Raw genomic sequence first — 24,311 nt, 5'->3', positions numbered from 1 at the left:
TTTTTTATATATCTCTTTTTGCAGCTGTTCTAACATGTGTGTAATATAATGGTAAACCAACAAACAATAAACCACCAAATAAGTTACCTAAAGCAACTGGTAATTCATTCCATAATAAGTAATCAGCAATAGTAAATTCACCACCCATAATTAATGAGAATGGGAATAAAAACATATTTACAATCGAGTGTTCAAAACCCATAAAGAAGAACAGCATAATTGGCATCCACATTGCTAAAAACTTCCCTGAAACTGATGTAGAAACCATTGCTCCAACAACACCCATAGATACCATCCAGTTACATAACATTGCTCTAATAAATACAGTTAACCATCCATCTCCTCCATGTGCAGCATAACCTAATGTTCTAGCTTCTCCAATAGCAGCAACTTTTGCAGCAATTGCTCCACCATCAGTATTAAATCCATAAGTAAAGATAAATGCCATCATAACAGCAACAGAAAAAGCACCACCAAAGTTACCAAGTGCAACTAATCCCCAGTTTCTTAAAACTTGACTTGTTGTAACGCCAGGTCTTTTATCAAGCCATGCTAATGGTACTAACATAAATACACCAGTTAATAAGTCAAACTTCATTAAGTACAACATAATAAAACCAATAGGGAATAAAGCAGCTCCTAAAATTGGAGATCCTGATTTCATTGCAACTGTAATTGCAAATACTGCAGCTAATGCTAAAACTGCACCAGCCATATATGCTCTAATTAATGTATCTTTTGTAGACATGTAAACTTTTGATTCACCTGAATCAACCATCTTGGTAACAAATTCTGAGGGTTCTAAATAAGCCATGTTTTTCCTTTTTTGTAGTTTAGATTTTGATAGAAAACATCTGTTTCAATCACATGAGAATATTAAAACAAAGAAAGTGAGGAAAAAAATGTGAAAATAAGATTTGTCTGTATAATAAATAGACAATCAAATAAATAGAATGTAATTAATATAATTTATAATATAAATAAAAAGAGTACTCATCAAGAAATCTATTATTTTTATCTTTGTTTTTTTATTCTTTCTTCTTAGTTTATTTTTCATAATTGGAAATACAATAAAAGATTCTTACAAGATACAAGAAGATTTATTGCAAAACTCATTAAAAAATAAAGCTGTTGCTATTTTTGATTTAATAGTTGATATGAGACACTGGAATGCTAAATATGATGGTGTATATATCAAAAGTGAAGAGTTAAGTCCTAATCCATACTTAAATCCCAATTCAATTAAATCAGAAAATGGTGAGACATTAGTCTGGGTTAATCCCGCTTTTATGACAAGACAAATATCACAAATAGCAAGTAAAAGAGATGGATTTACCTTAAAAATAACTAGTAATAAATTAATAAACAAAAATAATGCGCCAAATGAAGATGAGAAAAAGATTTTAAACTATTTTGATGAAAATATTGAAGTTCCATATTATTGGAAAATTGAGAATAATCAGTTTAAATTTATGGGAGCATTAAAAACTGAACAAAGCTGTCTTAAGTGTCACTCTCATCAAGGATATAAAGTAGGGGATATCAGAGGTGGTATTAGTGTTACTTTTGATGTTAAAGAAGAGTATGAACAACTTCAAATAATAAACAAAGAAAAAGAACAAACTATTACATATTTAGTTTTTGTAGCAATTGGGGTATTACTTAGTTTTATTGTTTATCTAAATATAAAAAGAAAAGATGAAGAAAAAATTTCTAGATTAAATGAATCCTTAGAATTAAAAGTAAAAGAGCTTGATACTTTTAATAAAACACTTCATAAAAAAGTAAATGAAGAAGTTGTAAAACAAAGGGAAAAAGAAAATCTTTTAATACAACAATCAAAACTAGCTGCTTTAGGTGAGATGATTGGAAATATAGCTCATCAATGGAGACAGCCAATTAGTGCAGTAAGTGCTATTATGATGAATATAAAATGGACAGCAATTTCTCAAGGAGTAGATAAGAACTTTTTAGATGATAGAATGAAAGAAGCTAATGAGCAGTTAAAATATATGTCACAAACTATTGATGATTTTAGAACATTTTTTAAACCTGGAAAAGAAAAAGAGTGTTTTGATTTAAAAATGGAAGTAAAAAAAGCATATAAAATTTTAAAAGCATCTTTAGAAAATGATAATATTAATCTTCAAATTTATAATACAAAAGAGATAAAAGCTTTTGGATATGCAAGCGAATTTTCCCAAGTTGTTTTAAATATAATATCTAATGCTAAATATGTATTACTAGAAAGAAAAATACAAAATCCTAAAATAGAAATATACCTATCAAGCAATGAGTCAAATATCTTTTGTGAAATAAAAGATAATGCAGGTGGAATTGAACCTGAACATATAAATAGAATTTTCGAGCCATATTTTACAACAAAAGAACATAATGGTACGGGTATTGGTTTGTATATATCAAAAGAGATAATTCAAAAACATATGCAAGGAACTTTAAACGTAAAAAATACAGACCTAGGTGCTAATTTTATTATATCTATGCCAAATATTAAAGGAAATGATAATGCAGATTGTTCAAAGACTAAAAACTAAAACAATACTATTAGTTGAAGATGAAAATATTATAAGAGAAAATATATCTTCAATGCTAAAGTTCTTTTTTAAAGAAGTATATACAGCAATAGACGGATTTGATGGTCTTGATAAATATGAAGCAAATCTTCCTGATATTGTAATGACAGATTTAAAAATGCCAAATATGGGTGGATTTGATTTACTTGAAGAGATAAAAAAACTTTCATCAAACTCTTATACAATAATTGTATCAGCACATACAGATACAGACCTTCTTATAAAAGCCATACACGAAGGTGTTGATAGATATATAATTAAACCTGTAACAGAAGATGAATTATTCAAAGCATTTGAAGCATTTCTAATAAAAATGGATAATGAACTACCTTCAATAATTGAAGTAAATAAGAATACAAAGATTGACTTTGATAAATGTCAGTTAATGCTAAATGATGAGGTGATTCATCTAAATAAAAAAGAGATAAGACTTTTAAAATTATTATGTAAAGATTTTAATAAAATAGTAAATTATGATGAAATAGAGTATCAAGTTTGGGGAAATAAATCAATGAGTTTATCAGCTATTAGAAGTGTCGTAAGAGACTTACGAAAAAAACTTGGAAGTGAATATATTGTTAATGTTTCAGGTTTAGGATATAAGATGAGGTAAAACTCATCTTATAAAAAAGGTGTTAAAAAGGATATATTTTAAAGATTTATATAAAAAATATTATCTTCAATTTTACTTTCATAAACATTAGTACATCCACTATCATTTCCTAAAGCTTCACCAGATTTAAGGTCAATATCCCAATTATGCATAGGACAAGTTACTACATGCTCATGAACTAAACCTTCACTTAGTTTTCCTTGTTTATGAGGACATTCATTGTTTATTGCAAAAATTGAGCCATCTCTTGTTTTAAAAACTGCGATTTCGATTTCACCGTATTGAATTACTCTTGAACCCATTGATGGGATATTTTCAGTTTCTGTTATTTTAATCCATTTTGCCATTATACTGTTTCCTTTGCTTCAAAACTTTCTGAATTTTCTGGTGCTATTACTATTGGACTAAACTCATCTGTAAAGCCGTCTTTTCTTGATTTTTCCCATGGGTCAATTTGAGCTGTTCTTTGCGATTCATCAAATCTAGCTGCATAAAAATCTACTTGCGACTTATCTTTTAAAAGTGCATCTTTAACGTATTGTAAACCAACTCTTTCAACCCAATGAGCAGTTCTTTCTAGGTAATATGCATCTTCTCTATAAAATTGCATAATTGCTTTTATGTAATGATACAACTCTTCATTTGTAGCAACTTTTGTAAAAAAGTCAGTAACTCTTACTTTAATACCACCATTTCCTGCAATACTAATTTCCCATCCTGAATCAACAGCAATTACACCAATATCTTTAATAGTAGCTTCCGCACAATTTCTTGGACATCCTGATACTGCAATTTTGAATTTATGTGGTGTCCATGAACCCCAAGTCATTTTTTCAATATCAATACCTGTTTGCATTGCATCTTGTGTTCCAAATCTACACCATTGATTTCCAACACAAGTTTTAACAGTTCTAAGTCCTTTTGCATAAGCTTGACCTGATACAAAACCACAATCATTTAAATCTTTCCACATAGGCTCTAGTTGCTCTTTTTTAACACCTAACATATCAAGTCTTTGACCACCTGTGAATTTCACAGTTGGAACATCATATTTAACAGCAATATCTGCCATATCTTTCAACTCTTTAGGACTTGTTAATCCTCCCCAAATTCTAGGAACCACTGAATAAGTACCATCTTTTTGGATATTTGCAAAAACTCTATCGTTTATAAGAGCTGATCTTTTATCATTTTTATATTTGTCATCATTGTATTTTACAAGTAAGTAGTAGTTTACAGCAGGACGACATTTGACACATCCATCTTCTGTTTTCCAATCAAGTTTTCTAAATACATCATAAACATTATCAAACTCATTTGTATCAACACAAGCTTTTATATCTTTGTGTCCAACATCACAACAGTCACAAATACCTTCAACTGTATCGTTGTATTCATCACCTAAAGTATCTACTAAAATTTGTTCAACAATACCTAAACAAGAACCACAAGAAGCTCCAGCTTTTGTACATGTTTTCACTTCACCTAAAGTTTTTAAGTCATTTTCTTTAATTCCACAAACAACTTGACCTTTAGTAATTCCATTACATCCACAAATTTCTTCATCATCACTCATTGATTTTATATCATTTCCACCATGACCTGCATCACCTGATAGTGCTGATTTTCCAAAAAGAATTTTTGTTCTTAAATCAGAGATATCTGTATGTTCTTTTAGAAGTTTTAAATACCATGAAGCATCAGCTGTATCTCCATATAAAACAATACCAATAATTTTATTATCATAAATTACAAGTTTTTTATAAATACCAACTTTTTCATCTAGTAATATTAATTCTTCAGTTGTTTCATCACCTAAATAATCACCAGCAGAGAATAAATCAACACCTGAGATTTTAAGTCTAGTAGAAAGTGTAGAACCAGAATAACCATCGCTATCTTTTCCAGCTAATTTTTTAGCACAGAATTTTGCTTGCTCATAAAGAGGTGCTACTAATCCGTATGTATTTCCATCATGTTCTGCACATTCACCAATTGCAAAGATATCTTCATCAGATGTTTGAAGGTGATCATTTACAAGAATACCTTTTTTTGTTTCAAGACCAGTTTCAATAGCAAGTGCTTTATTAGGAATAATTCCTGTTGCAAATACTACTATATTTGATTCAACAGTCTCTCCATCAGTAAAAGTTACACTTTCAACTTTTGTTTGACCCTCAATTTTTTCAATTGTAGTATTTAATTTAAATTCAATTCCATAAGTTTCAAGGTTTTTTTGTAAAAGTCTACCACCTGTAGAGTCAAGTTGCTGAGATAATACTGAACCACTTCTATGAACTAAAATTGTCTTAATTCCGTGCATTGCAATACCGTAAGCAGCTTCAAGTCCAAGAAGTCCACCACCAACTACAACTGCTGTTTTATCTTTTGAAATTAAATCTAAAATAGTATCACTATCAAGTTTTGTTCTAAATCCTATAACATTTTCAAGTTCACTTCCAGGTGTTGTAGGAATAAAAGAGTTTGAACCAGTTGCAATTAGTAATTTATCGTAACTTAATTCTTTTCCATTTTGGCTATATACTTTTTTGTTTTCTTTATCAATCTTTACTACTTTATCACCTTTGTGTAAAGTGATATTATGTTCATCGTACCAAGTTTGATGATTTATAATTGTATCTTCGAAAGTTTTTTCGCCTGATAAAAGGTAAGATAGCATGATTCTATTATAGTTAACATGAGGTTCTTCCCCAAAAATTGTAATATCATATTTATCTTTTTGAATATCAAACAAATCTTCTATGGTTCGTAAACCACTCATTCCATTACCAATTACTATTAATTTCTCTTTCATAAATCTTCCTTTTTATGCTTATGGAATAATTATGACAAAATTATTTAGATTAAGATTATAAAAAGTGTATATAAAATATTCAATTGCTTAATTTTAAATTAAATTAAGTGATATTTGGAGTAAAAAAGTATACATAAAGATAGTTAAAGCTTAATTTTACATTAAATTAATTAATATTCTTCATGATTAATTAATTTATAGCCTTCGCCTCTAAAATTAATAATCATTCCACTTTTTAGTTTTTTCTTGATTTTATGAATTAAACTTCTCATGCTTACTGCTTCCATCTCTTTTGAATCCCAAACATACTCATGAATCATTTCAATTGAAGTAATACTATTTAGATTTTGAACAAGTAGTGACATTAGAAGTTTTTCTTTTACGCTTAAATCAATACTTTGTTCTTTATAATATAAAGTTTGTTCTAATAAATCAAAACTATAAGAGTTTCCAAGCGTTGTTAAAAACTTATCAGTTTTATTTTGTTTTTGTACATGATATTGTATTCGTAAAAAAAGTTCTTCAAAATCAAAGGGTTTTTTAATATAATAATTACAACCAAGAGCGTAAGATTTTTTGATATTTTCCATATCAATTTGAGCACTCATAATAATTACAGGCGTTTGCTTATTTTCTTCTCTAATGATTTCTAAGATTTTATGTCCATCAAAACCAATAACATTTAAATCTAAGATAAAAAAATCATAAGAGTTATTCATTACCGTTTCAACAGCTTTATATCCATCAAAACAATTATCTACAAAAAAACCTCTATTTTTTAAAGAGTTTGAGATAATCTTATTTAAAGCAAAATCATCTTCTAATAAAAAAACTTTCATATTTATCCTAGTGAAATTTTTGTAAAGTCATAAGAAAATTCAGTGTTCTTCTCATTTACATTTAATTCTATGTTTATATCATACTTTTCACATATTTCTTTTATGATATTTAATCCAAGGCCTAAACCTTTTTCATTATCATCTTGATGAAAAGCCTTAAAAATATTATCCGTTGATTTAATTTCATGTCCATAATTTTGAACTTTTATTTTGTTTTTTTCAATATATATATCAACACAAGTATCTTCAAAAGAGTGTTTAATAGCATTTGATATTGTATTATCAATAACTCTTTCAAGTTCGTATTTATTCATTTTTATACTAAAATCATCATCAATATGCAAGTCTAAAAAGATATCTTTTACAGATGCTAATTCATGAAAAAAAGAGATTCTCTTTGATAAATATCGCATCATATTTATCTCTTCCACATCTAAAACTCTTTTTTCTTTTTTACTTAGATAATAAATATCTTCATAAATTGAAGATAAAGATTTAGAAGATGCAAGTATTGCTTCAAACTCATCTTTTTTACCTATTCTTGATTCTAAGCTATTTATGTTTAAAGTTATAACCCCTAAAGGTGTGTTCATTTCATGAACAATTTTTTTTAAGAAAAAGTCTTGTTGTTCATATAAATCACTAATAGTTTTTTTACTTTGTGAGAGTTCTAACTGCATTTTTATTCTTGCTTTTATCTCTTTTTCTTCAAAAGGTTTTGTAATATAATCAACTCCACCTTTTTCAAAGGCTTCAACCTTACTGTTTACATCATCAAGTGCACTTATAAAAATAATAGGAATATCTTTTAAATTTTCTTTTTCTTTAATGATTTTACAAACTTCAAAACCATTTAACTCTGGCATTTTAATATCTAAAAGTATTAAATCAACAGGGTTTTTTATTACTGAATCAATAGCAAAATGAGCATCTATTGTAGCTTTTATTTCGTAGTTCTCTTCTTTTAAAATTGTATTTAAATATTTTAAATTTTCAACTTTGTCATCAACTATTAGTATTGTATATTTTTTAACCATGTTTAAATCACTTATGAGTTTTTCTATTAGTAAAATTATAGATGAACTTAAATTAGATATATATGAGGAAAACTATTGAATTTAAAGAAACTTTTTATGTTACTGTTTATTTTAAATACAGTTTCTTTTATTTTTGTTGCAATTGTAATTAACAAATATCAAAAAGCAACAATACAACTTGAAGATGCTTACCAAATGCAATACAAATCACTACTATTAGCACAAGAACTTAGACAAAGTAGTGATGATTTAACAAGAATGGCAAGAACTTATGTTGTAACTGGAAATGAAATGTTTAAAGAACAGTTTCAAACAGTTTTAGACATAAGAAATGGGAAAATACCAAGACCAAAAAGATATAGAGGAATTTTTTGGGATTTTTATACGCTTAATAATAAAAAGCCTTTACTGGATGGGGAAAAAGTATCTTTACGAGAGTTAATGATTAGAGCAAATTTCTCCGAGGATGAGCTAAATTTACTGATTAATTCCCAAGACGAATCAGATTATCTAACAAATTTAGAACATAAAGCAATGCAAGCTGTAAAAAGAGGTGATTTTAAATTTGCAAGAGATTTAATGCACTCTGATGAATACCATCAAGCAAAAATAAGAATTATGAAGCCATTAGATAAGTTTTATAAAGCTTTTGAATCAAGAACAAAAAAACAAGTTGATAATTCACAACTTGAAGTAAAAGAGCTAGAGTTTTATGTAAATGTAATTGTTCTTTTTTCTATTATAATTTTTCTAATGTCATTTTTTACAATCTTAATCAGAATTGTTTATCCAATAGATTTACTAAGAGTTGCAATGTTAAAACTCTCTTCAAATAAAATGGACGTGCAATTAGATAAAAATAAATATCAAGATGAAGTAGGAGATATGATTGGCTCTGTTGCAATTTTTAAAGAAAATACTCAAAAACTTATTTCAAGTGAGGAGCAATTAAAACTTGCAATTGATGATGCAAGAAATGCAAATAAAGCAAAATCCATATTTTTAGCAAGAATGAGTCATGAATTAAGAACACCACTAAATGCAATTTTAGGCTTTTCAAACTTACTTTCAAAGTCAAACAATATTAATATAAATGAGAAAGAAAATCTTCATACGATTAAAAAAAGTGCAAACTATTTACTAAATATAATAAATGAGATTTTAGAATTATCAAAAATAGAAGCAGGAAAAATAGAAGTACTTCCAAAAACATTTAATCTTCATGAAACAATAAAAGAAATCGAAGCATTATTTTTATTTAGGTCAAAAGCTAAGGGCTTAAATTTTAATATTACTTATGCTTCAAATTTACCAAAATTTGTAACTTTAGATGAACAAAGATTAAGACAAGTATTGATTAATCTTTTAAGTAATTCTTTAAAGTTTACTACAAAAGGTGAGATAAATTTATATATTTATGAAAGCATGAATAAATTGTTTTTTGAAGTAAGTGATACTGGTATTGGGATTTCAAAAGAGGATTTAGAAAAGATTTTCAAACCTTTTGAACAGATCAAAGAAGAAAATTACAATAAAAATGGAACAGGATTAGGCTTGTCTATTACAAAAGAGTTAATAAGTTTAATGGGTGGGAGTATTTCTGCAAAAAGCCAAAGAGGAGAGGGTAGTAAATTTTATTTTTCTGTTAACTATAAAAAAGCTTCAAAAGATTTAGTAGAAGATATTAAAAATAAAGACTTAATTGTAGGAATGAAAAATCAAGAGTTTACAAAAACAGCCCTTGTAGTTGATGATATAGAAGAGAATAGAAAATTACTTATAGAGCTTTTATCTTTTTATGGAATTAAAACTTATGAAGCAAAAGATGGTTTAGAGGTTTTAGATATTTATAAAAAAGAGAAAATTGATATCATTTTTATGGATATATTAATGCCAAAATTAAATGGTATTAAAACAATAAAAGAAATTAGAAAAACAGATAAAAAAATACCAATAGTTGTAGTTTCTGCAAATGTATTTAGTGAAGATAAGAAAAATGCTTTAAATACAGGTGCAAATGATTTTATAGCAAAACCAATTGAAGAGAGTGAACTTTTATTAATGTTAGAAAAATACATTGGTGCAGATTTAAAATATGAAGAAAATAATGAAGAAGCAAAACAACTTGATTATAAAAGTATTTCAAAAGAAAATTTAGAAAAACTAATTGAAGCTTGTAATAATATGGATAACAAAGTAATTTCAGAATTGTTAAATAAAGAACAATTATCAAAAGAATTAACAGAAGATATAAAAACAAGAATTGATGAATTTAAATATCATGAGATTATTGAACTTTGCAAAGATTCTAAAAATATATAACATAGCTCAATTTATTTAACTTGTTCAAAAAGTAGAGTTTGAGAGACTTATTACTTTAACTTAGATATTTTTAATTTCTAAGTAGGAATTTATCTTATCTCGTCAGATTGATATAAAAGAGTTTATGAAATATGTGAATATTTATATTATTCTAATTTAAGATATTTAATAGTTCTTATTTTTAACACTTTACGATTTAATCCTTCAAGGGGGTTGGATTACTTATATTTTTTTAATTTATTAATTTTTTCCAAAAATCGAATCATTCGATTTTTTTGCTCTTTTTTCTTGTTAAACTTCTTTTATAGTTAATTCAAATTAAGGAAATTAAGATGAACAATTCAAGAAGAAACTTTTTAAAAAAAGGTGCCATAGGGACAGCTGCTATTGCTGCTAGTACTACAATAAGTGGTGCTGCTACAAATATTATGGAGTCAAGAACTAAAAAAATCCCAAGTGCTTCTCACTTTGGACCTTTTTATGCTCATGTAAGAGATGACAAAATTGTTGACATCACTTCACAATTAGATTCAGATGCAAACCCTACTGTTATAGTAAAAGGTTTAGCCGATAGGAATACTTCAAACTCAAGAGTTAAATATCCAGTAGTAAGAAAATCTTACTTAGAAGGAAAAGGTAGAGGTGATTTAAGAGGTAAAGAAGAATTTGTTAGAGTTTCATGGGAAACTGCACTTGATTTAGCTGCAGACGCTATTAAAAAAGCACAAAAAAAAGGTGGTAATGAAGCACTTTACAACGCATCTTATGGTGGTTGGTCAATTCCAGGAGCTTTTAAGCCAAATGTTTTAGCTGGAAGATTCTTTAACCAAATTGGTGGAGCTGTTGGAACTGCTGGTGAGTATTCAAATGGCGCTGCTGGTCCGGTAAATCCAGGAGTTGTTGGGGATATGGAAGTTTATTCTATTCAAACTGCACATGAACAAATTATCAAACATACAGAAGTTATGGTTTTATGGGGAGCTGATTTATACAAAACTAATAGAGCAGGTTATTCTGTACCAAATCACAGATGTTATGATGCTTATGAAGAGTACAAAAAAGCTGGTATGAAAGTAATTTTAATTGACCCTATTTATAATTCATCTGGACAAGAGTTTAAAGCTGATTGGATTAAAATTAGACCAGGTTCTGATGTTGCAATGATGATGGCAATGATGTATCATTTATATAAAACTGGTAAATATGATAAAGCATTTATTGAAAAATATACTCATGGATTTGATAAATTTTTACCATATCTTTTAGGAAAAACAGACGGAATTCCTAAAACAACAAAATGGGCTGAAAAATTAACAGAAGTACCTGCTAAAACAATTGAGCAATTAGCTGAATTAATGGTTTCTAAAAGAACTATGATTGCAGGAAACTGGGCAATGCAAAGAGCAGCACACGGTGAACAAGTTGATTGGTCTATAATTACTTTAGCTTCAATGCTTGGACAAATTGGATTACCAGGTGGTGGTTTTGGTTTCTCTATGCATTATGAAGGTGGTGGTGATGCTGCATCTGGAAAAAGAACTGTTGGTGGATTAAGTCAAGGAAAAGGTGGTGCGGTAACTCTTACTATTCCAGCTTCAAGAATGAGTGATTTAATTAATAAACCAGGTGAAATTGTTACTTATAAAGGTAAAACTATTAAGTATCCAAAAGTTGAGTTTATGTTAAGTGCAGGTGGCTCACCAATTGGACATCAACCAAATGTAAATGAGCTAATTAAAGCTATGAGAACATTAGATACTGTTGTTGTTATAGAACCATGGTGGACACCAACTGCTAAAATGGCAGATATTGTTTTTCCTGCAACTACAACTTTAGAAAGAGATGATATTGCTTCTGGTATGTCATACTCAAATGATAGAATTTTTGCAATGAGAAAAGTAGTTGATGCTAGATATGAGTCAAAAGATGATTATGAAATTTTCACTGAATTAGCAAAAAGATTTGGAACTGAAAAAAGATTTACAAGAGATAGAACTCCAATGGATTGGATTCAAAGATTATACAAAAGATCTTATGCAAATAAAGTAATGAAAATTGCTTTTGAAGATTTCTGGGAAAAAGGAAGTGTTCATTATGATATTCCTGATGAAGCTAGAAAATATGTTAGACATGAAGCGTTTAGAAAAGATCCTGTAGTAAATGCACTTAAAACAGAAACTGGGAAAATTCAAATTTTCTCTGAAAAGTTTGAAAGTTATAAATATAAAGACTTTAAAGGTCATGCAATGTGGATGGAGCCAGAAGAGTGGTTAGGGAATAAAGAATTAGCAAAAAAATATCCATTACACTTAGTATCACCACATCCAACATATAGAATCCATACACAAATGGATAATACATGGGTTCAAAATGTGCATAAAGTGCAAGGTAGAGAGCCAATTAGAATTTCTCCAAATGACGCTAAAAAATTTGGAGTAAAAGATGGCGAGATTGTTGAAGTATATAATAATAGAGGAAGTATTTTGGCAGGTGTAGTGGTTACAAATACTATTAGAGATGGTGTTGCAGCAATTGAGGAAGGAGCTTGGTATTCTCCTGAAGATAGTTCAAAAGAGAATTCAAGATGTAATTCTGGACAAGTTAATGTATTAACGTCATCAAGACCAACATCTCAAATGGCAAATGCAACAACAGCAAACTCAACACTAGTTTCAATTAAAAAGGTGAATGTAGTTACTCCAAATGTAGCATATAACCCACCAAAAATTCAAGGAGCTTAATTATGAAAAATATTTTTAAAAGATTATTAATAACATTATTTGCAGTAGGGAGTTTTTCCCTACTAAGTGCTAGTGAAATGTACATCTTCCAAACAGCAAATGTAAAAATTGACAATAACAAAGCAAAACTTTATATTGGTACTCCTGTAAAAGTATTAAAAGATGTTGATGATAAGAATTCATTAGTTGAATTTTCAGGAATGGTTTTTGGTAATAAGCTTTATATAAATAAAGATAAATCACTCTTATTAGCATCGGTAGAAAAAAGTACTTTTGGAAAAGATGGTGAAACAAAAAAAGTTCAAGCAATAATTGAGAAAGGTTATTTAGCTAGTAATCCACTTGAAATTTGGGAAGAACATGAAGAGTTTTTTTATGAAAACTGTACACAATGCCATGCAGCACATGCACCAACAGAACATTCAATGTTAGAATGGGATGCTATTTTACAAACTATGAATGGTTTTGCTCAACTTGATGAAGAAGAAGCAGCTTATTTAGCAAGATTTGTAAAAGCTACATCTAATAATGGATTTTATCCAAAAACAAAAAAGTAAAAATTAAGTATAATTAGCAAAAAGGAGAGATTATGAGAAAAGATGTACTTGAAAAATTACAAAACTTGACTCTTCTTTATGCTGAAGATGAAATAGGAATTAGAGAAAATATTGCAGATTCTCTAAGATACTATGTAAAAGAAGTTTATGAAGCAAATGATGGAGAGGAAGGATATAAATTATATCTTGAAAAAAATCCTGATATTATTTTAAGTGATATTCGTATGCCAAATGTAAATGGTATTGAATTTATAAAAAAAGTTAGACAAACAGATAAAAATATCCCAGTTGTTATGATAACTGCTCATACAGATAAAGAGTATTTGCTAGATGCTGTTGAATTACATATGGAAAAATATATTGTAAAACCTCTTGATTTAGATGAGTTATTTGAATCTTTAAATAACTGTGTAAACATGCTAGATTCAAATAAAAAAGTTATATTAAAAGTTGATAAAGATTATGTTTATGATTATGATTTAAAAGAATTAAAATACAAAGATGAAAGTATTATTTTAAATAAAAAAGAGATGACTTTTTTAGAAGTTTTAATATCAAATCAATCGCGAGTTGTTAATTATGAAGAATTCCAAGATAAAGTTTGGGGCGATGATGTTATGACTGATAGCGCACTAAGATCATTAGTTAGGAATTTACGAAAAAAACTTCCCACAGATATGATTTTTAATCTTTCAGGAGTTGGATATCGATTTGTATAGGATTATAATTCTACTAATTTTTATATATACAAACTCCTTAGCACAAGAGCATCTTATCTCTAAATTTGAGTTTAGAGATGATAGTGCGAACAGTAATAAAGCAAAACCTCTAAACCCAAAATCTCATATAAATATCTTTTTACCTTCAATTCCTTATTCTTATATTGCTAAATCAACAAACTCAGGATTGATCAGATCTTATGATAATAAAAGAGGTTGGATATATGATTTAGCAAAATCACACAAAAGAGTTGGTGAGTATACTTATATCTTTGAGCTTAGAGAAAATTTAAAGTTTCAAGATGGAAAAGATTTTACTATGGATGATGTTTTATTTAATCTTGAATTTTTTAAGAAGAATCCACTTTTATATACCAATATTGATAAAGTTGATTTTGATATTATAAAACTTGATAAAAAAAGATTTAAAATAGTTTTAAAACAAAAATATGAGATGTTTTTAACAGATTTATCACGAATTTATTTTTATACTAAAGAGTACATAGAAAAATATAATCCAATAGGAGCAGAAACAGGAACAGCTACAAAAGCAGCAGGTGCTTTTGGAATGGGTCCATATATTTTGCAAAGTGGTTTTGCTTTAGGAAGTAAGCAAACAGAAAAACTAGAACTTGTAGCAAATCCATATTATTGGAATAAAAACTTTCCAAAAATTCAAAGAATCACAGTCTACACACAACTTGATGTAAATAAAGCAATCGAAGATATTACAAAATATGAAGGAAAGCTTGATTTAATGCCAATCCCTTTTAATAAAAAAATCGAAGTGTTATTATCAGAGTATTCAAAGCTTATTATTTCAGAATCCACAGATAATTTTGTAATATTTTTTAACCTTATAAATGGAAATAAAAAACTTCAAAACCAAAATATAAGGCAAGCATTAAATCAAGCATTAAATCAAGAAAACCTACTTAATTTTGTATATAAAAATGAAGGTAAAATATCTCCATTTACAACTTCTATTAATTACGATATTGTAAAGAAAGTTGCAGAAAAGTATAAATTTGAAGAGAAAAAGTTTTCTAAAAGTGAATTAAATAGTTTGTTAAATGGCTTAAAACTAAATATTTATACTCAAGATAGGTTTATGTTTTTACTTAAAGGTATTGAATATCAATTAAAAAAATATGGTGTAACTTTTAATTATAAAATTACAAATAGTGAAAAAGATATATATGAGCAGCTTTTAAAAACTAATAAAAATAAAAATGATAAAAACTGGGATTTATTAATATGGGGAGATGATGATTGGTATTATGAAAACCCTTGGTCAGTATTTTTTATTTATGAAACATCAGGGGCTTGGTCAACTATAAAAAAAGATGATTTAATGCAAGAGTATATAAAGAAGTATTTTATCACAAAAACAAAAACTAAAGAGTATGAAGAAGTTGTAAAAGATATACTTTTTAGAGCAAAGCAAAAGGCTTATACTTTAAGAGTCCCTTCTCAAAATAAAGTAACAGCAGTAAATAAAGAAGTAATATACAAACCATATAAAGGTGGAATTATACCTTTATGGGAAATAGAGATAAGTAATAATCACTGGTCTTTAAGACCTAAAAATATAGAGTATAAAGAAGAATTTAAAAAAGCAATAAAACCAAAAAGAATTAAATATGAAACTATTAAATAAGCTAAATATCAAATTTAAACTAGGTGTTCTATTTTTTATAATGTGCACATCAATTGCTCTATTATCATATAAAGCAATTGAAGTAAGTGAGCATAATAAAGAAACCTTAAGAGTCGTACATAGTAAATCTCAAGATGTATTATCTTTACAAGATAAAATTATTACACCATTATATAAACTAAGAGAATTAACTCAATCTTTAGTAATAGCTCCAAATAGTTCTATACGAGATAGTATAGAAAAAGATTTAAATTTTGTAATTAAAAACCTAGATTTAGAGTTTAAAAAATTAGAACCTGAACAAATAAAAACTCTACAAATGTGGCAAAATTATAAAAGCTTTGTTTTTCAAACTGAACAATACTTAAAAGAAGAGTTTCAAGAGGGTGCTTATATAAATGTTACGACTTCAAGTAGGGAGCAGTTTGCTTTACTAATTGATAGTCTTTTAAAAACACAGAGTAAGTTTCTAAATAACTCTACGATTGCTTACACTCGAGCAGTTGAGCAGGCAAAAGAGTTAAAGATATCTATTTTAATATATATATTATTCTTATTTATTTTGGCAACACTTATTGGATGGTTTGTTGCTAGAAACATTATTAATTCTATACAAATAGTACAACAAGGGTTAAATGACTTTTTCTCATATTTAAATCATAAAAAAAATAGTGTAGAAAAAATTGAAATTAATTCAAAAGATGAGTTTCACCAAATTGCAACTTCAATTAATACAAATGTAGCAATAATCCAAAAAAATATACAAAATAATGAAATAGTAATGAAAGATGCTACGAAGGTATTAGAAAATATTAAAAGTGGAAACTTAGGATCTAGAGTTACTAAAACTAGTAATAATGAAACTTTAAATGAACTAAAAATTATGATGAATGATATGATGGAAAATCTTGAAGAAAAGATTCAAAAAGAAATTAATCAAAGACTTGAACAAGAACAACTTTTAATACAACAAAGTAAGCTAGCTTCAATGGGTGAAATGATTGGAAATATTGCTCATCAATGGAGACAACCATTAGCTCAGATTTCTGCAATACATATGAATATGAAAATTACGTATGACTTTGATAAGTTCACAAAAGATTATATAGATACAAAAATAAAAGAAGCAAATACACTAACTTCTTATATGTCCCAAACTATATCAGACTTTCAAAATTTTTTTAAACCTCAAGGTGAAAAGGAAGAATTTTCTATTGAAAAAGCTTGTATAGATGCTTATAATATTTTAAAGTCTTCACTTAAATATCATGAAATAGAAGTTACTTTCAATCTCATTGAGGATACACAAATATTTGGATATAAAAATGAATATTCCCAAGTTATTCTAAATGTTTTAAGTAATGCAAAAGATATATTGATTGAAAGAAAGATTGAAAACCCAAAAATTAACATAGAAATAAAAGAAGGTGAAAATTTTGCAATTGTAAAAATTACAGATAATGCAGGCGGTGTTGAAAAAAATATCGTAAATAAAATTTTTGAACCATATTTTACAACAAGACATAAAACACAAGGTACAGGTATTGGTTTGTATATGTCCAAAAATATTATTGAAAGAAATATGAATGGCTTTATAAATGTTATAAATATAGAAAATGGAGCTTTATTTACTGTAAAAGTTAAAAAAGTGACAGACTAGTAATAATTCCTCCAAATATATTTTAAGTACATTAAGACGCTCAAATTTTTAATATCGTCATTATAATGATTTAAACACTAAGATAAATAGCTTTCATATATCCTTGCCAATAATATCTTATTTCTGGAGCAGTTTTTACAAAAAAATAGCTTGTTCCAAAAAAAGTTGAATTGTGGAACATTCTCCAAAAGTACTATAAAATATTCTCTAAAATCCTTAGGACTTTTTGAACAATAAAAATGACTTCTAAAATAAAAAGTATTCTCCATCCTGTTTACTTTATATACAAAAAATATCAAAAATTATTTCCAAAACAACACTTAAACAACACTTCTTCTTTATACTTTCAAACATAGGTCACAAAGACTTAATTTTGAAAGGAAAATTAAAATGAAAAGATTTACGAAAGCATTAGCCGCTTCTGCGTTACTTAGTCTGACAATATCAGCTGCAACTGCTGCAGAAACAATTAAAGTTGGGGTTTTACACTCACTGTCTGGAACAATGGCAATTTCTGAAACTACATTAAAAGATACTGTTTTAATGTTAATTGAAGAGCAAAATAAAAAAGGTGGGGTTTTAGGAAAAAAATTAGAACCTGTAGTTGTTGATCCAGCTTCAAACTGGCCTTTATTTGCTGAAAAAATGAGAGGACTTTTAACAAAAGATAAAGTTGATGTAACATTTGGTTGTTGGACTTCTGTATCTAGAAAATCTGTTTTACCAGTTGTTGAAGAGTTAAATGGTTTATTATTCTACCCTGTACAATATGAAGGTGAAGAATCAAGTAAGAATGTATTTTATACAGGTGCTGCGCCTAACCAACAAGCAATTCCTGCAGTTGATTATTTAATCAATGAAATTGGTGCAAAAAGATTTGTATTAGCTGGTACTGATTATGTTTATCCAAGAACTACAAATAAAGTTTTAGAGTCATACTTAAAGTCAAAAGGTGTAGCTGCAGAAGATATTATGATTAACTATACTCCATTTGGTCATTCTGATTGGCAATCAATCGTAAGTGATATTAAAAAGTTTGGTTCAGCTGGAAAGAAAACAGCTGTTGTTTCAACTATTAATGGTGATGCAAACGTTCCTTTCTATAAAGAATTAGGTAACCAAGGTATTTCATCTTCTGATATTCCTGTAGTTGCTTTCTCTGTTGGTGAAGAAGAATTATCAGGTCTTGATACAAAACCTCTTGTTGGACATTTAGCTGCGTGGAACTACTTCCAAAGTGCTGAGTCAAAAGAAAATGCTGAGTTTATTAAAACATGGAGAGCATATAAAAAAGATGATAAAAAAGTTACAAATGACCCAATGGAAGCTACATACATTGGATTTAAAATGTGGGTAAAAGCTGTTGAAAAAGCTGGTACTACAAATGTTGATAAAGTAACTGATGCAATGGTTGGTATTTCTGTTCCAAACTTAACTGGTGGAACTGCAACAATGCTTAAGAATCACCACTTAACAAAACCTGTTTTAATTGGAGAAATTCAAGAAGACGGTCAGTTTGAAACTGTATGGGAAACTGAAGGTGAAGTAGCTGGAGATGCATGGTCTGATTTCTTACCTGGATCTAAAGATTTAATTTCAGATTGGACAAGCCCAGTAAATTGTGGAAATTATAACACTGTTACAAAAAAATGTATAGGTGCTAAATAAATTAAAATATGAGAGTTTAACTCTCATGTTTTAACAGAAAGGTAAACATGAAAATATTTAAAATAATATTACTTAATTTATTAATACTTAGTGCTTCATTTGGAGTTACTCTAAAAGAAGATTCTAACAAATTACTAACAAAAAGTTTTAAAACAAAAGAAAAAACAATCATTGAACTAACTTCAAAATATAGTAAAGATGAAAAGCTAGAATTTTTATTTCAAAAATTGTTAAAAGGTGAACTTCTTTATACAAAAAGTGATAAACAAATAGTTTACATAAAAGAAAAAATTGAAGATGATTATAAAACTGCTGATATTTTTTCTAAAGAAGATCTAAAACTTACTTCAAAATATGATTTTAAAAAAGTTAAGATCAATAATAAATTAAGAAGTATTATCAAGAGTTCTCTTGCAAAAATTAATCTATTTTCTTCAAATGAAGATATTAGATTTAACTCTGCAAAGAATTTACTTGCTAATCTTGATATAAAAAATGAAGAATTAATTAATGAAATTCTTCAAACAGAAAAAAGTACTAAAGTAAAAGAAGTACTTGAAGAAGCAGTTACTGCTTTAGGTGTAAAATTTAAAGATGGTGAAGCACAAAAGCAAGCCATAATAAAATTAGGAGATTATTTATCTCCTAAATCATTAGAAGTATTGAAAAATATTTCATCAAATAGTGAAGATAAAGAACTGGTAAAACTAGCAAACACTTCAATTGCTTCAATAGAAACAAATAGATCTTTTTATTCGTTTCTAGAAACGGCATTTTTTGGTTTAAGTATGGGTTCTGTTTTACTTCTAGCTGCTATTGGTCTTGCTGTTACTTTTGGTGTTATGAAAGTAATTAATATGGCTCATGGTGAGCTTATTATGATTGGTGCTTACACAACATATGCACTTCAACAAATTATGCCAAATTTAATTGAGTATTCAATTATAGTTGCAATTCCAGCTGCATTTATTGTAAGTGGACTTGTGGGAATTGCTATTGAAAGACTTGTGATTAGACATTTATATGGACGTCCACTTGAAACATTACTTGCAACATTTGGTATTTCACTAGTGTTACAACAAATTGTAAGAACAGTTTTCTCTCCTTTAAATCAAGAAGTTAAAACGCCTGAGTGGATGAGTGGAGCATTGGAAGTTAATAGTGCTTTATCACTTACATACAACAGATTATATATTGTTGTTTTCTCAATTATTGTGTTTTTGTTTGTTTTATATATTTTAAATAAAACATCATTAGGATTAAAAGTACGAGCTGTTTCACAAAATAGAGAAATAGCACGAGCAATGGGAATTAAAGCTTCATGGATTGATGCAATTACATTTGGTTTAGGTTCAGGAATTGCAGGGGTTGCAGGTGTTGCCTTATCACAACTTACAAATGTTGGACCAAATTTAGGACAAGCATATATTGTTGATTCCTTTATGGTTGTTGTATTTGGTGGAGTTGGAAATTTATGGGGAACGTTAATTGCAGCATTTACATTAGGTGAGTTTAATAAGTTTATTGAACCAGTTGCTGGTGCGGTTTTAGCAAAAGTGATTATCTTAGTATTTATCATTTTATTTATACAAAAAAGACCTAGAGGACTGTTCCCTAAAAAGGGAAGAGATGCAGAGGATTAGACTATGAAAAGAAAATCATTAATATTAAAAATTTTAGAAAATGATAAAGGTGGAAAAATAGTTTTAGGAACACTATTTATTGTAGTTGCATTAGTAGCTATTTTAAATCTAGCTGTTCCTTCAGATTCTATATTTCACGTGTCAACATTTACAGTTACACTTCTTGGAAAGTATTTAGCATTTGCTCTTTTAGCACTTGCACTTGATTTAGTTTGGGGTTATTTAGGAGTATTGAGTTTAGGACATGGAGCATTTTTCGCCCTTGGTGGATATGCAATGGGTATGTATTTAATGCGTCAAATAGGTGATAGAGGGGTTTATGGAAATCCTGATTTACCTGATTTTATGGTATTTATGAACTTAAAAGAGATACCTTGGTTCTGGTATGGTTTTGATAATCCACTGTTTATGTTCTTAATGGTGATGTTTGTACCTGCACTTTTAGCCTTTGTATTTGGATGGTTAGCATTTAAATCAAGAGTTACAGGTGTTTATCTTTCAATTATCACTCAAGCACTTACGTATGCTTTAATGTTAGCATTTTTTAGAAATGATATGGGATTTGGTGGAAACAACGGTCTTACAGATTTTAAAGATATTTTAGGCTTTGATTTATCACAAGACTCTACTAGAATAGGATTATTAATTATTTCGTATTTTGCACTTTTAGGTGGATATTTATTATGTAGATTTATAATGAATTCAAGACTTGGAAGAGTAATTATTTCAATTAGAGATGAAGAAAGTAGAGTAAGATTTATAGGTTACAAAGTTGAACAATACAAACTATTTATTTTTATAGTATCAGCTGTACTTGCTGCAATTGCAGGAGCATTATATGTACCACAAGTTGGAATTATAAATCCTGGTGTTTTTTCACCACTATTTTCAATTGAACTTGTTATTTGGGTAGCAGTAGGTGGAAGAGGAACATTGTATGGAGCAATTATTGGAGCAATAATAGTTAACTTCGCAAGTTCATACTTTACTTCTGCACTTCCTGAAATTTGGTTATATGCACTTGGTGGTATGTTTGTTTTAGTAACACTATTTTTACCAAAAGGTGTTGTTGGACTTATCTCAAATATCAAAGATAAACTAAACACTAAAAAGGAGCTTGCATAATGTTAGTTTTAGATCATGAAAACTCACATAATATTGGTGAGTTAAAAAAGGGTAAAAGAATACTTCTTGTTGATGGTGTAACAGTTAGTTTTGATGGTTTTAAAGCTTTAAATAATTTAAGTTTTTCTATTAATTATGGAGAACTGCGATGTATTATTGGTGCAAACGGTGCTGGAAAATCTACTATGATGGATGTAGTTACTGGAAAAACAAGACCTGATGAAGGTACAGTTACTTTTGGTGATGCTGTAAATTTACTTGAAATGGATGAACCATCAATTGCAGAAGTAGGAATTGGTAGAAAATTTCAAAAACCAACTGTTTTTCAAAATAATACAGTTTTTGAGAATCTTGAGCTTGCTATGCAAGATGATAAGAGGTTTTTCAAAACACTTTTTTCAAAAATATCTGGTGAACAAAAAGATAAAATAGAAGAAACAATGCAACTTATTGGTTTAAAAGAACTTTATAATCAAGAAGCAGGAATTTTATCTCACGGTCAAAAACAATGGCTTGAAATTGGAATGCTTATTATGCAAAATCCAAAGTTATTATTAGTTGATGAACCAGTTGCTGGAATGACTCCTCAAGAAGTTGATAAAACAGGACAAATTTTGACAGATTTAGCAAAAGAACATGCTGTTGTAGTTGTTGAGCATGATATGGAATTTATTAGAAGTATTGCTTCAAAAGTAACTGTTTTACATGAAGGTTCAGTTCTTGCAGAAGGAAGTATGGAAAGTATTCAAAACAATGAAAAAGTAAGAAAAGTATATTTAGGTGAATAATCATGATACAAATAGATAAATTAAATCAGTTTTATGCTCAAAGTCATACCTTATGGGATTTAACTTTAGAATTAAAAAAAGGTAGATGTACTTGTTTAATGGGAAGAAATGGTGTTGGTAAAACAACACTTTCAAAAGTAATCATGGGATTACTTCCAATTTCAAGTGGAAAATTAATATACGATGGTCAAGATATTTCAAAACTAAATGCACATGATAGAGCACAAATTGCAATAGGTTATGTTCCTCAAGGAAGAGAAATATTTTCACAATTAACAGTAGAAGAAAATCTTCAAATTGGAGTACTTTCTAATAGAAATAAAATTAAAAGTGTTCCTGAAAAAATTTATGATTTATTTCCAGTTTTAAAAGATATGGCAAATAGAAAAGGTGGGGATTTATCTGGAGGTCAACAACAGCAACTTGCTATTGGAAGAGCTTTATGTATTGACCCAAAGTTTCTAATTCTTGATGAACCAAGTGAAGGGATACAACCAAATATTGTTGCTCAAATTGGTGATGTAATTGACTATCTTACAAAAGAAGAACAAATGACAGTAATGTTAGTTGAACAAAAGTTACCATTTGCTAGAAAACATGGTGATGATTTTTATGTAATTGATAGAGGTTCTGTTGTTGCTAATGGCGAGATTTCACAGTTAAGTGATGAGATTGTAAAACAGCATTTATCTGTATAGATGTTTAAAAAATAAACAACTGTAGAAATATTAATACAATGATTTTTGATAAAATATTTCTACAAGGGTTATAGAATGAGTTTAAAGTTTAATTTTAAAAATGATAAATTTTCACTAGATAGATTGAATCTTCCCTCTAGATATTATCTATTTAATGATGAGGAAAACTATATCAAACTTCTTAATATTGGAGAAGGTATTTTTCCAAAAGATAGGATTAAAACAAACTTTAAACTAGATAATTCAAACTTAATAATTACAACAGAATCAGCTACAAAAATATATCCTTCAAACTCTAAATATTTTAGTCTAAATAATATTGATATTAAAATCAAAAATAAATCGAATTTAGAATTTTTAAATGATGAACTAATTTTATATAAAGATGCAAAATTTATTCAAACATTTAAGCTTGAATTTGATAAAGATTCAACCTTTTTTTATACTGATATTTTAAGTAATGGGCGAAGCTACGAAGATTTTGATTTTACTAGTATGAAAATAAAAAACTCTTTTATTGAAGAGGGGAGATGTGAATATATAGAAAAGTTTGATATTGAAGGTATTGAGTTAAAAAATTATATAAAAAGAAAAAGTAGCAAAACAAATCTTTTTGCAAAAGTTTATATCAAAACTATAGATAATGTTGCTTTTTTAGAAAAGTTAGAAAAAGAAGAGTTTTCAACTTTTACATATTCTAAATCAAAAAGACTGATAATTGGCGTTTTAAGTAGTGAGAATATGGCTATTTTAAAAGATAAAGTCTTAAAAGTTTGGGATATTTATAGAAAAAATTTAGAAAAAAACAGTTTTAATATGGGGAAACAATAAT

19 protein-coding genes are annotated in these 24,311 nt (G+C 28.1%); 14 read left to right on the top strand and 5 right to left on the bottom strand.

The features are described 5' to 3' along the window. Window positions 1-4: 4 nt before the first annotated feature. The gene (locus LPB137_RS12885; RefSeq protein WP_076088732.1) at window positions 5-814 is read right to left on the bottom strand and encodes a formate/nitrite transporter family protein; all 810 of its coding nucleotides are present in this window, start codon (window positions 812-814) and stop codon (window positions 5-7) included. A gap of 289 nt (window positions 815-1,103) precedes the next feature. On the opposite strand from LPB137_RS12885, the gene LPB137_RS12880 reads away from it, so the two are divergent. Both LPB137_RS12880 and LPB137_RS12875 read left to right on the top strand, forming a co-directional pair. Next, complete coding sequence (locus tag LPB137_RS12880; RefSeq protein WP_076088730.1) at window positions 1,104-2,555, top strand: ATP-binding protein; 1,452 nt, start codon at window positions 1,104-1,106, stop codon at window positions 2,553-2,555. Then, window positions 2,527-3,207, top strand: a complete 681-nt coding sequence (locus LPB137_RS12875; RefSeq protein ID WP_076088728.1) for a response regulator transcription factor — start codon at window positions 2,527-2,529, stop codon at window positions 3,205-3,207. The genes LPB137_RS12880 and LPB137_RS12875 overlap by 29 nt, the downstream gene beginning before the upstream one ends. A gap of 38 nt (window positions 3,208-3,245) precedes the next feature. Here the strand turns inward: LPB137_RS12875 and nirD are convergent, their stop codons facing one another. The 4 genes from nirD to LPB137_RS12855 form a co-directional block, all read right to left on the bottom strand. Next, the gene (gene nirD, locus LPB137_RS12870) at window positions 3,246-3,554 is read right to left on the bottom strand and encodes a nitrite reductase small subunit NirD (RefSeq protein WP_076088726.1); all 309 of its coding nucleotides are present in this window, start codon (window positions 3,552-3,554) and stop codon (window positions 3,246-3,248) included. Further along, on the bottom strand, window positions 3,554-6,022 hold the full coding sequence (gene nirB, locus LPB137_RS12865) for a nitrite reductase large subunit NirB (protein ID WP_076088724.1): 2,469 nt from the start codon (window positions 6,020-6,022) through the stop codon (window positions 3,554-3,556). Before nirB ends, nirD begins: the two co-directional genes overlap by 1 nt. 170 nt (window positions 6,023-6,192) lie before the next feature. Next, the gene (locus tag LPB137_RS12860; RefSeq protein WP_076088722.1) at window positions 6,193-6,861 is read right to left on the bottom strand and encodes a response regulator transcription factor; all 669 of its coding nucleotides are present in this window, start codon (window positions 6,859-6,861) and stop codon (window positions 6,193-6,195) included. Window positions 6,862-6,863: 2 nt separating this feature from the next. Further along, entirely contained in the window at window positions 6,864-7,898 is a 1,035-nt protein-coding gene (locus LPB137_RS12855) for a hybrid sensor histidine kinase/response regulator (protein ID WP_076088720.1), read from the bottom strand. Window positions 7,899-7,973: 75 nt separating this feature from the next. Here LPB137_RS12855 and LPB137_RS12850 point away from each other — a divergent pair, with 75 nt between their 5' ends. From LPB137_RS12850 to LPB137_RS12795, 12 genes are all read left to right on the top strand, one after another. Then, window positions 7,974-10,220, top strand: a complete 2,247-nt coding sequence (locus tag LPB137_RS12850; protein ID WP_076088718.1) for a response regulator — start codon at window positions 7,974-7,976, stop codon at window positions 10,218-10,220. A 332-nt stretch (window positions 10,221-10,552) separates the two neighbouring features. After that, the gene (locus LPB137_RS12845) at window positions 10,553-12,961 is read left to right on the top strand and encodes a molybdopterin-dependent oxidoreductase (RefSeq protein WP_076088716.1); all 2,409 of its coding nucleotides are present in this window, start codon (window positions 10,553-10,555) and stop codon (window positions 12,959-12,961) included. A 2-nt stretch (window positions 12,962-12,963) separates the two neighbouring features. After that, entirely contained in the window at window positions 12,964-13,518 is a 555-nt protein-coding gene (locus LPB137_RS12840) for a hypothetical protein (RefSeq protein WP_076088714.1), read from the top strand. A gap of 32 nt (window positions 13,519-13,550) precedes the next feature. Beyond that, window positions 13,551-14,237, top strand: coding sequence for a response regulator transcription factor (locus LPB137_RS12835; RefSeq protein WP_076088712.1), 687 nt, complete (start codon window positions 13,551-13,553; stop codon window positions 14,235-14,237). After that, on the top strand, window positions 14,230-15,897 hold the full coding sequence (locus LPB137_RS12830; RefSeq protein WP_076088710.1) for an ABC transporter substrate-binding protein: 1,668 nt from the start codon (window positions 14,230-14,232) through the stop codon (window positions 15,895-15,897). The genes LPB137_RS12835 and LPB137_RS12830 overlap by 8 nt, the downstream gene beginning before the upstream one ends. Beyond that, a complete protein-coding gene (locus LPB137_RS12825) occupies window positions 15,881-17,557 on the top strand; it encodes a HAMP domain-containing sensor histidine kinase (RefSeq protein ID WP_076088708.1) in 1,677 nt (558 codons plus the stop codon). Before LPB137_RS12830 ends, LPB137_RS12825 begins: the two co-directional genes overlap by 17 nt. 390 nt (window positions 17,558-17,947) lie before the next feature. Then, window positions 17,948-19,225 carry an urea ABC transporter substrate-binding protein gene (gene urtA / locus LPB137_RS12820; RefSeq protein ID WP_076088706.1) on the top strand — a complete coding sequence of 426 codons (1,278 nt, stop codon included), beginning with the start codon at window positions 17,948-17,950 and terminating at the stop codon, window positions 19,223-19,225. Between the two features lie 47 nt (window positions 19,226-19,272). Then, window positions 19,273-20,868, top strand: coding sequence for an urea ABC transporter permease subunit UrtB (gene urtB, locus LPB137_RS12815; protein WP_076088704.1), 1,596 nt, complete (start codon window positions 19,273-19,275; stop codon window positions 20,866-20,868). Window positions 20,869-20,871: 3 nt separating this feature from the next. Next, a complete protein-coding gene (urtC, locus tag LPB137_RS12810; RefSeq protein ID WP_076088702.1) occupies window positions 20,872-21,993 on the top strand; it encodes an urea ABC transporter permease subunit UrtC in 1,122 nt (373 codons plus the stop codon). Next, on the top strand, window positions 21,993-22,781 hold the full coding sequence (urtD, locus tag LPB137_RS12805; protein WP_076088700.1) for an urea ABC transporter ATP-binding protein UrtD: 789 nt from the start codon (window positions 21,993-21,995) through the stop codon (window positions 22,779-22,781). Before urtC ends, urtD begins: the two co-directional genes overlap by 1 nt. 2 nt (window positions 22,782-22,783) lie before the next feature. Next, window positions 22,784-23,479: an urea ABC transporter ATP-binding subunit UrtE gene (gene urtE / locus LPB137_RS12800; protein ID WP_076088698.1), complete on the top strand. Its 696-nt coding sequence runs from the start codon at window positions 22,784-22,786 to the stop codon at window positions 23,477-23,479. A 75-nt stretch (window positions 23,480-23,554) separates the two neighbouring features. Next, window positions 23,555-24,310 carry an urease accessory protein UreD gene (locus tag LPB137_RS12795; RefSeq protein ID WP_076088696.1) on the top strand — a complete coding sequence of 252 codons (756 nt, stop codon included), beginning with the start codon at window positions 23,555-23,557 and terminating at the stop codon, window positions 24,308-24,310. The last annotated feature ends 1 nt before the right edge of the window (window position 24,311 follow it).

Source organism: Poseidonibacter parvus, assembly GCF_001956695.1.
In the GTDB taxonomy this organism is placed as follows: domain Bacteria; phylum Campylobacterota; class Campylobacteria; order Campylobacterales; family Arcobacteraceae; genus Poseidonibacter; species Poseidonibacter parvus.
This window is presented reverse-complemented; position numbering and strand designations above follow the sequence as displayed.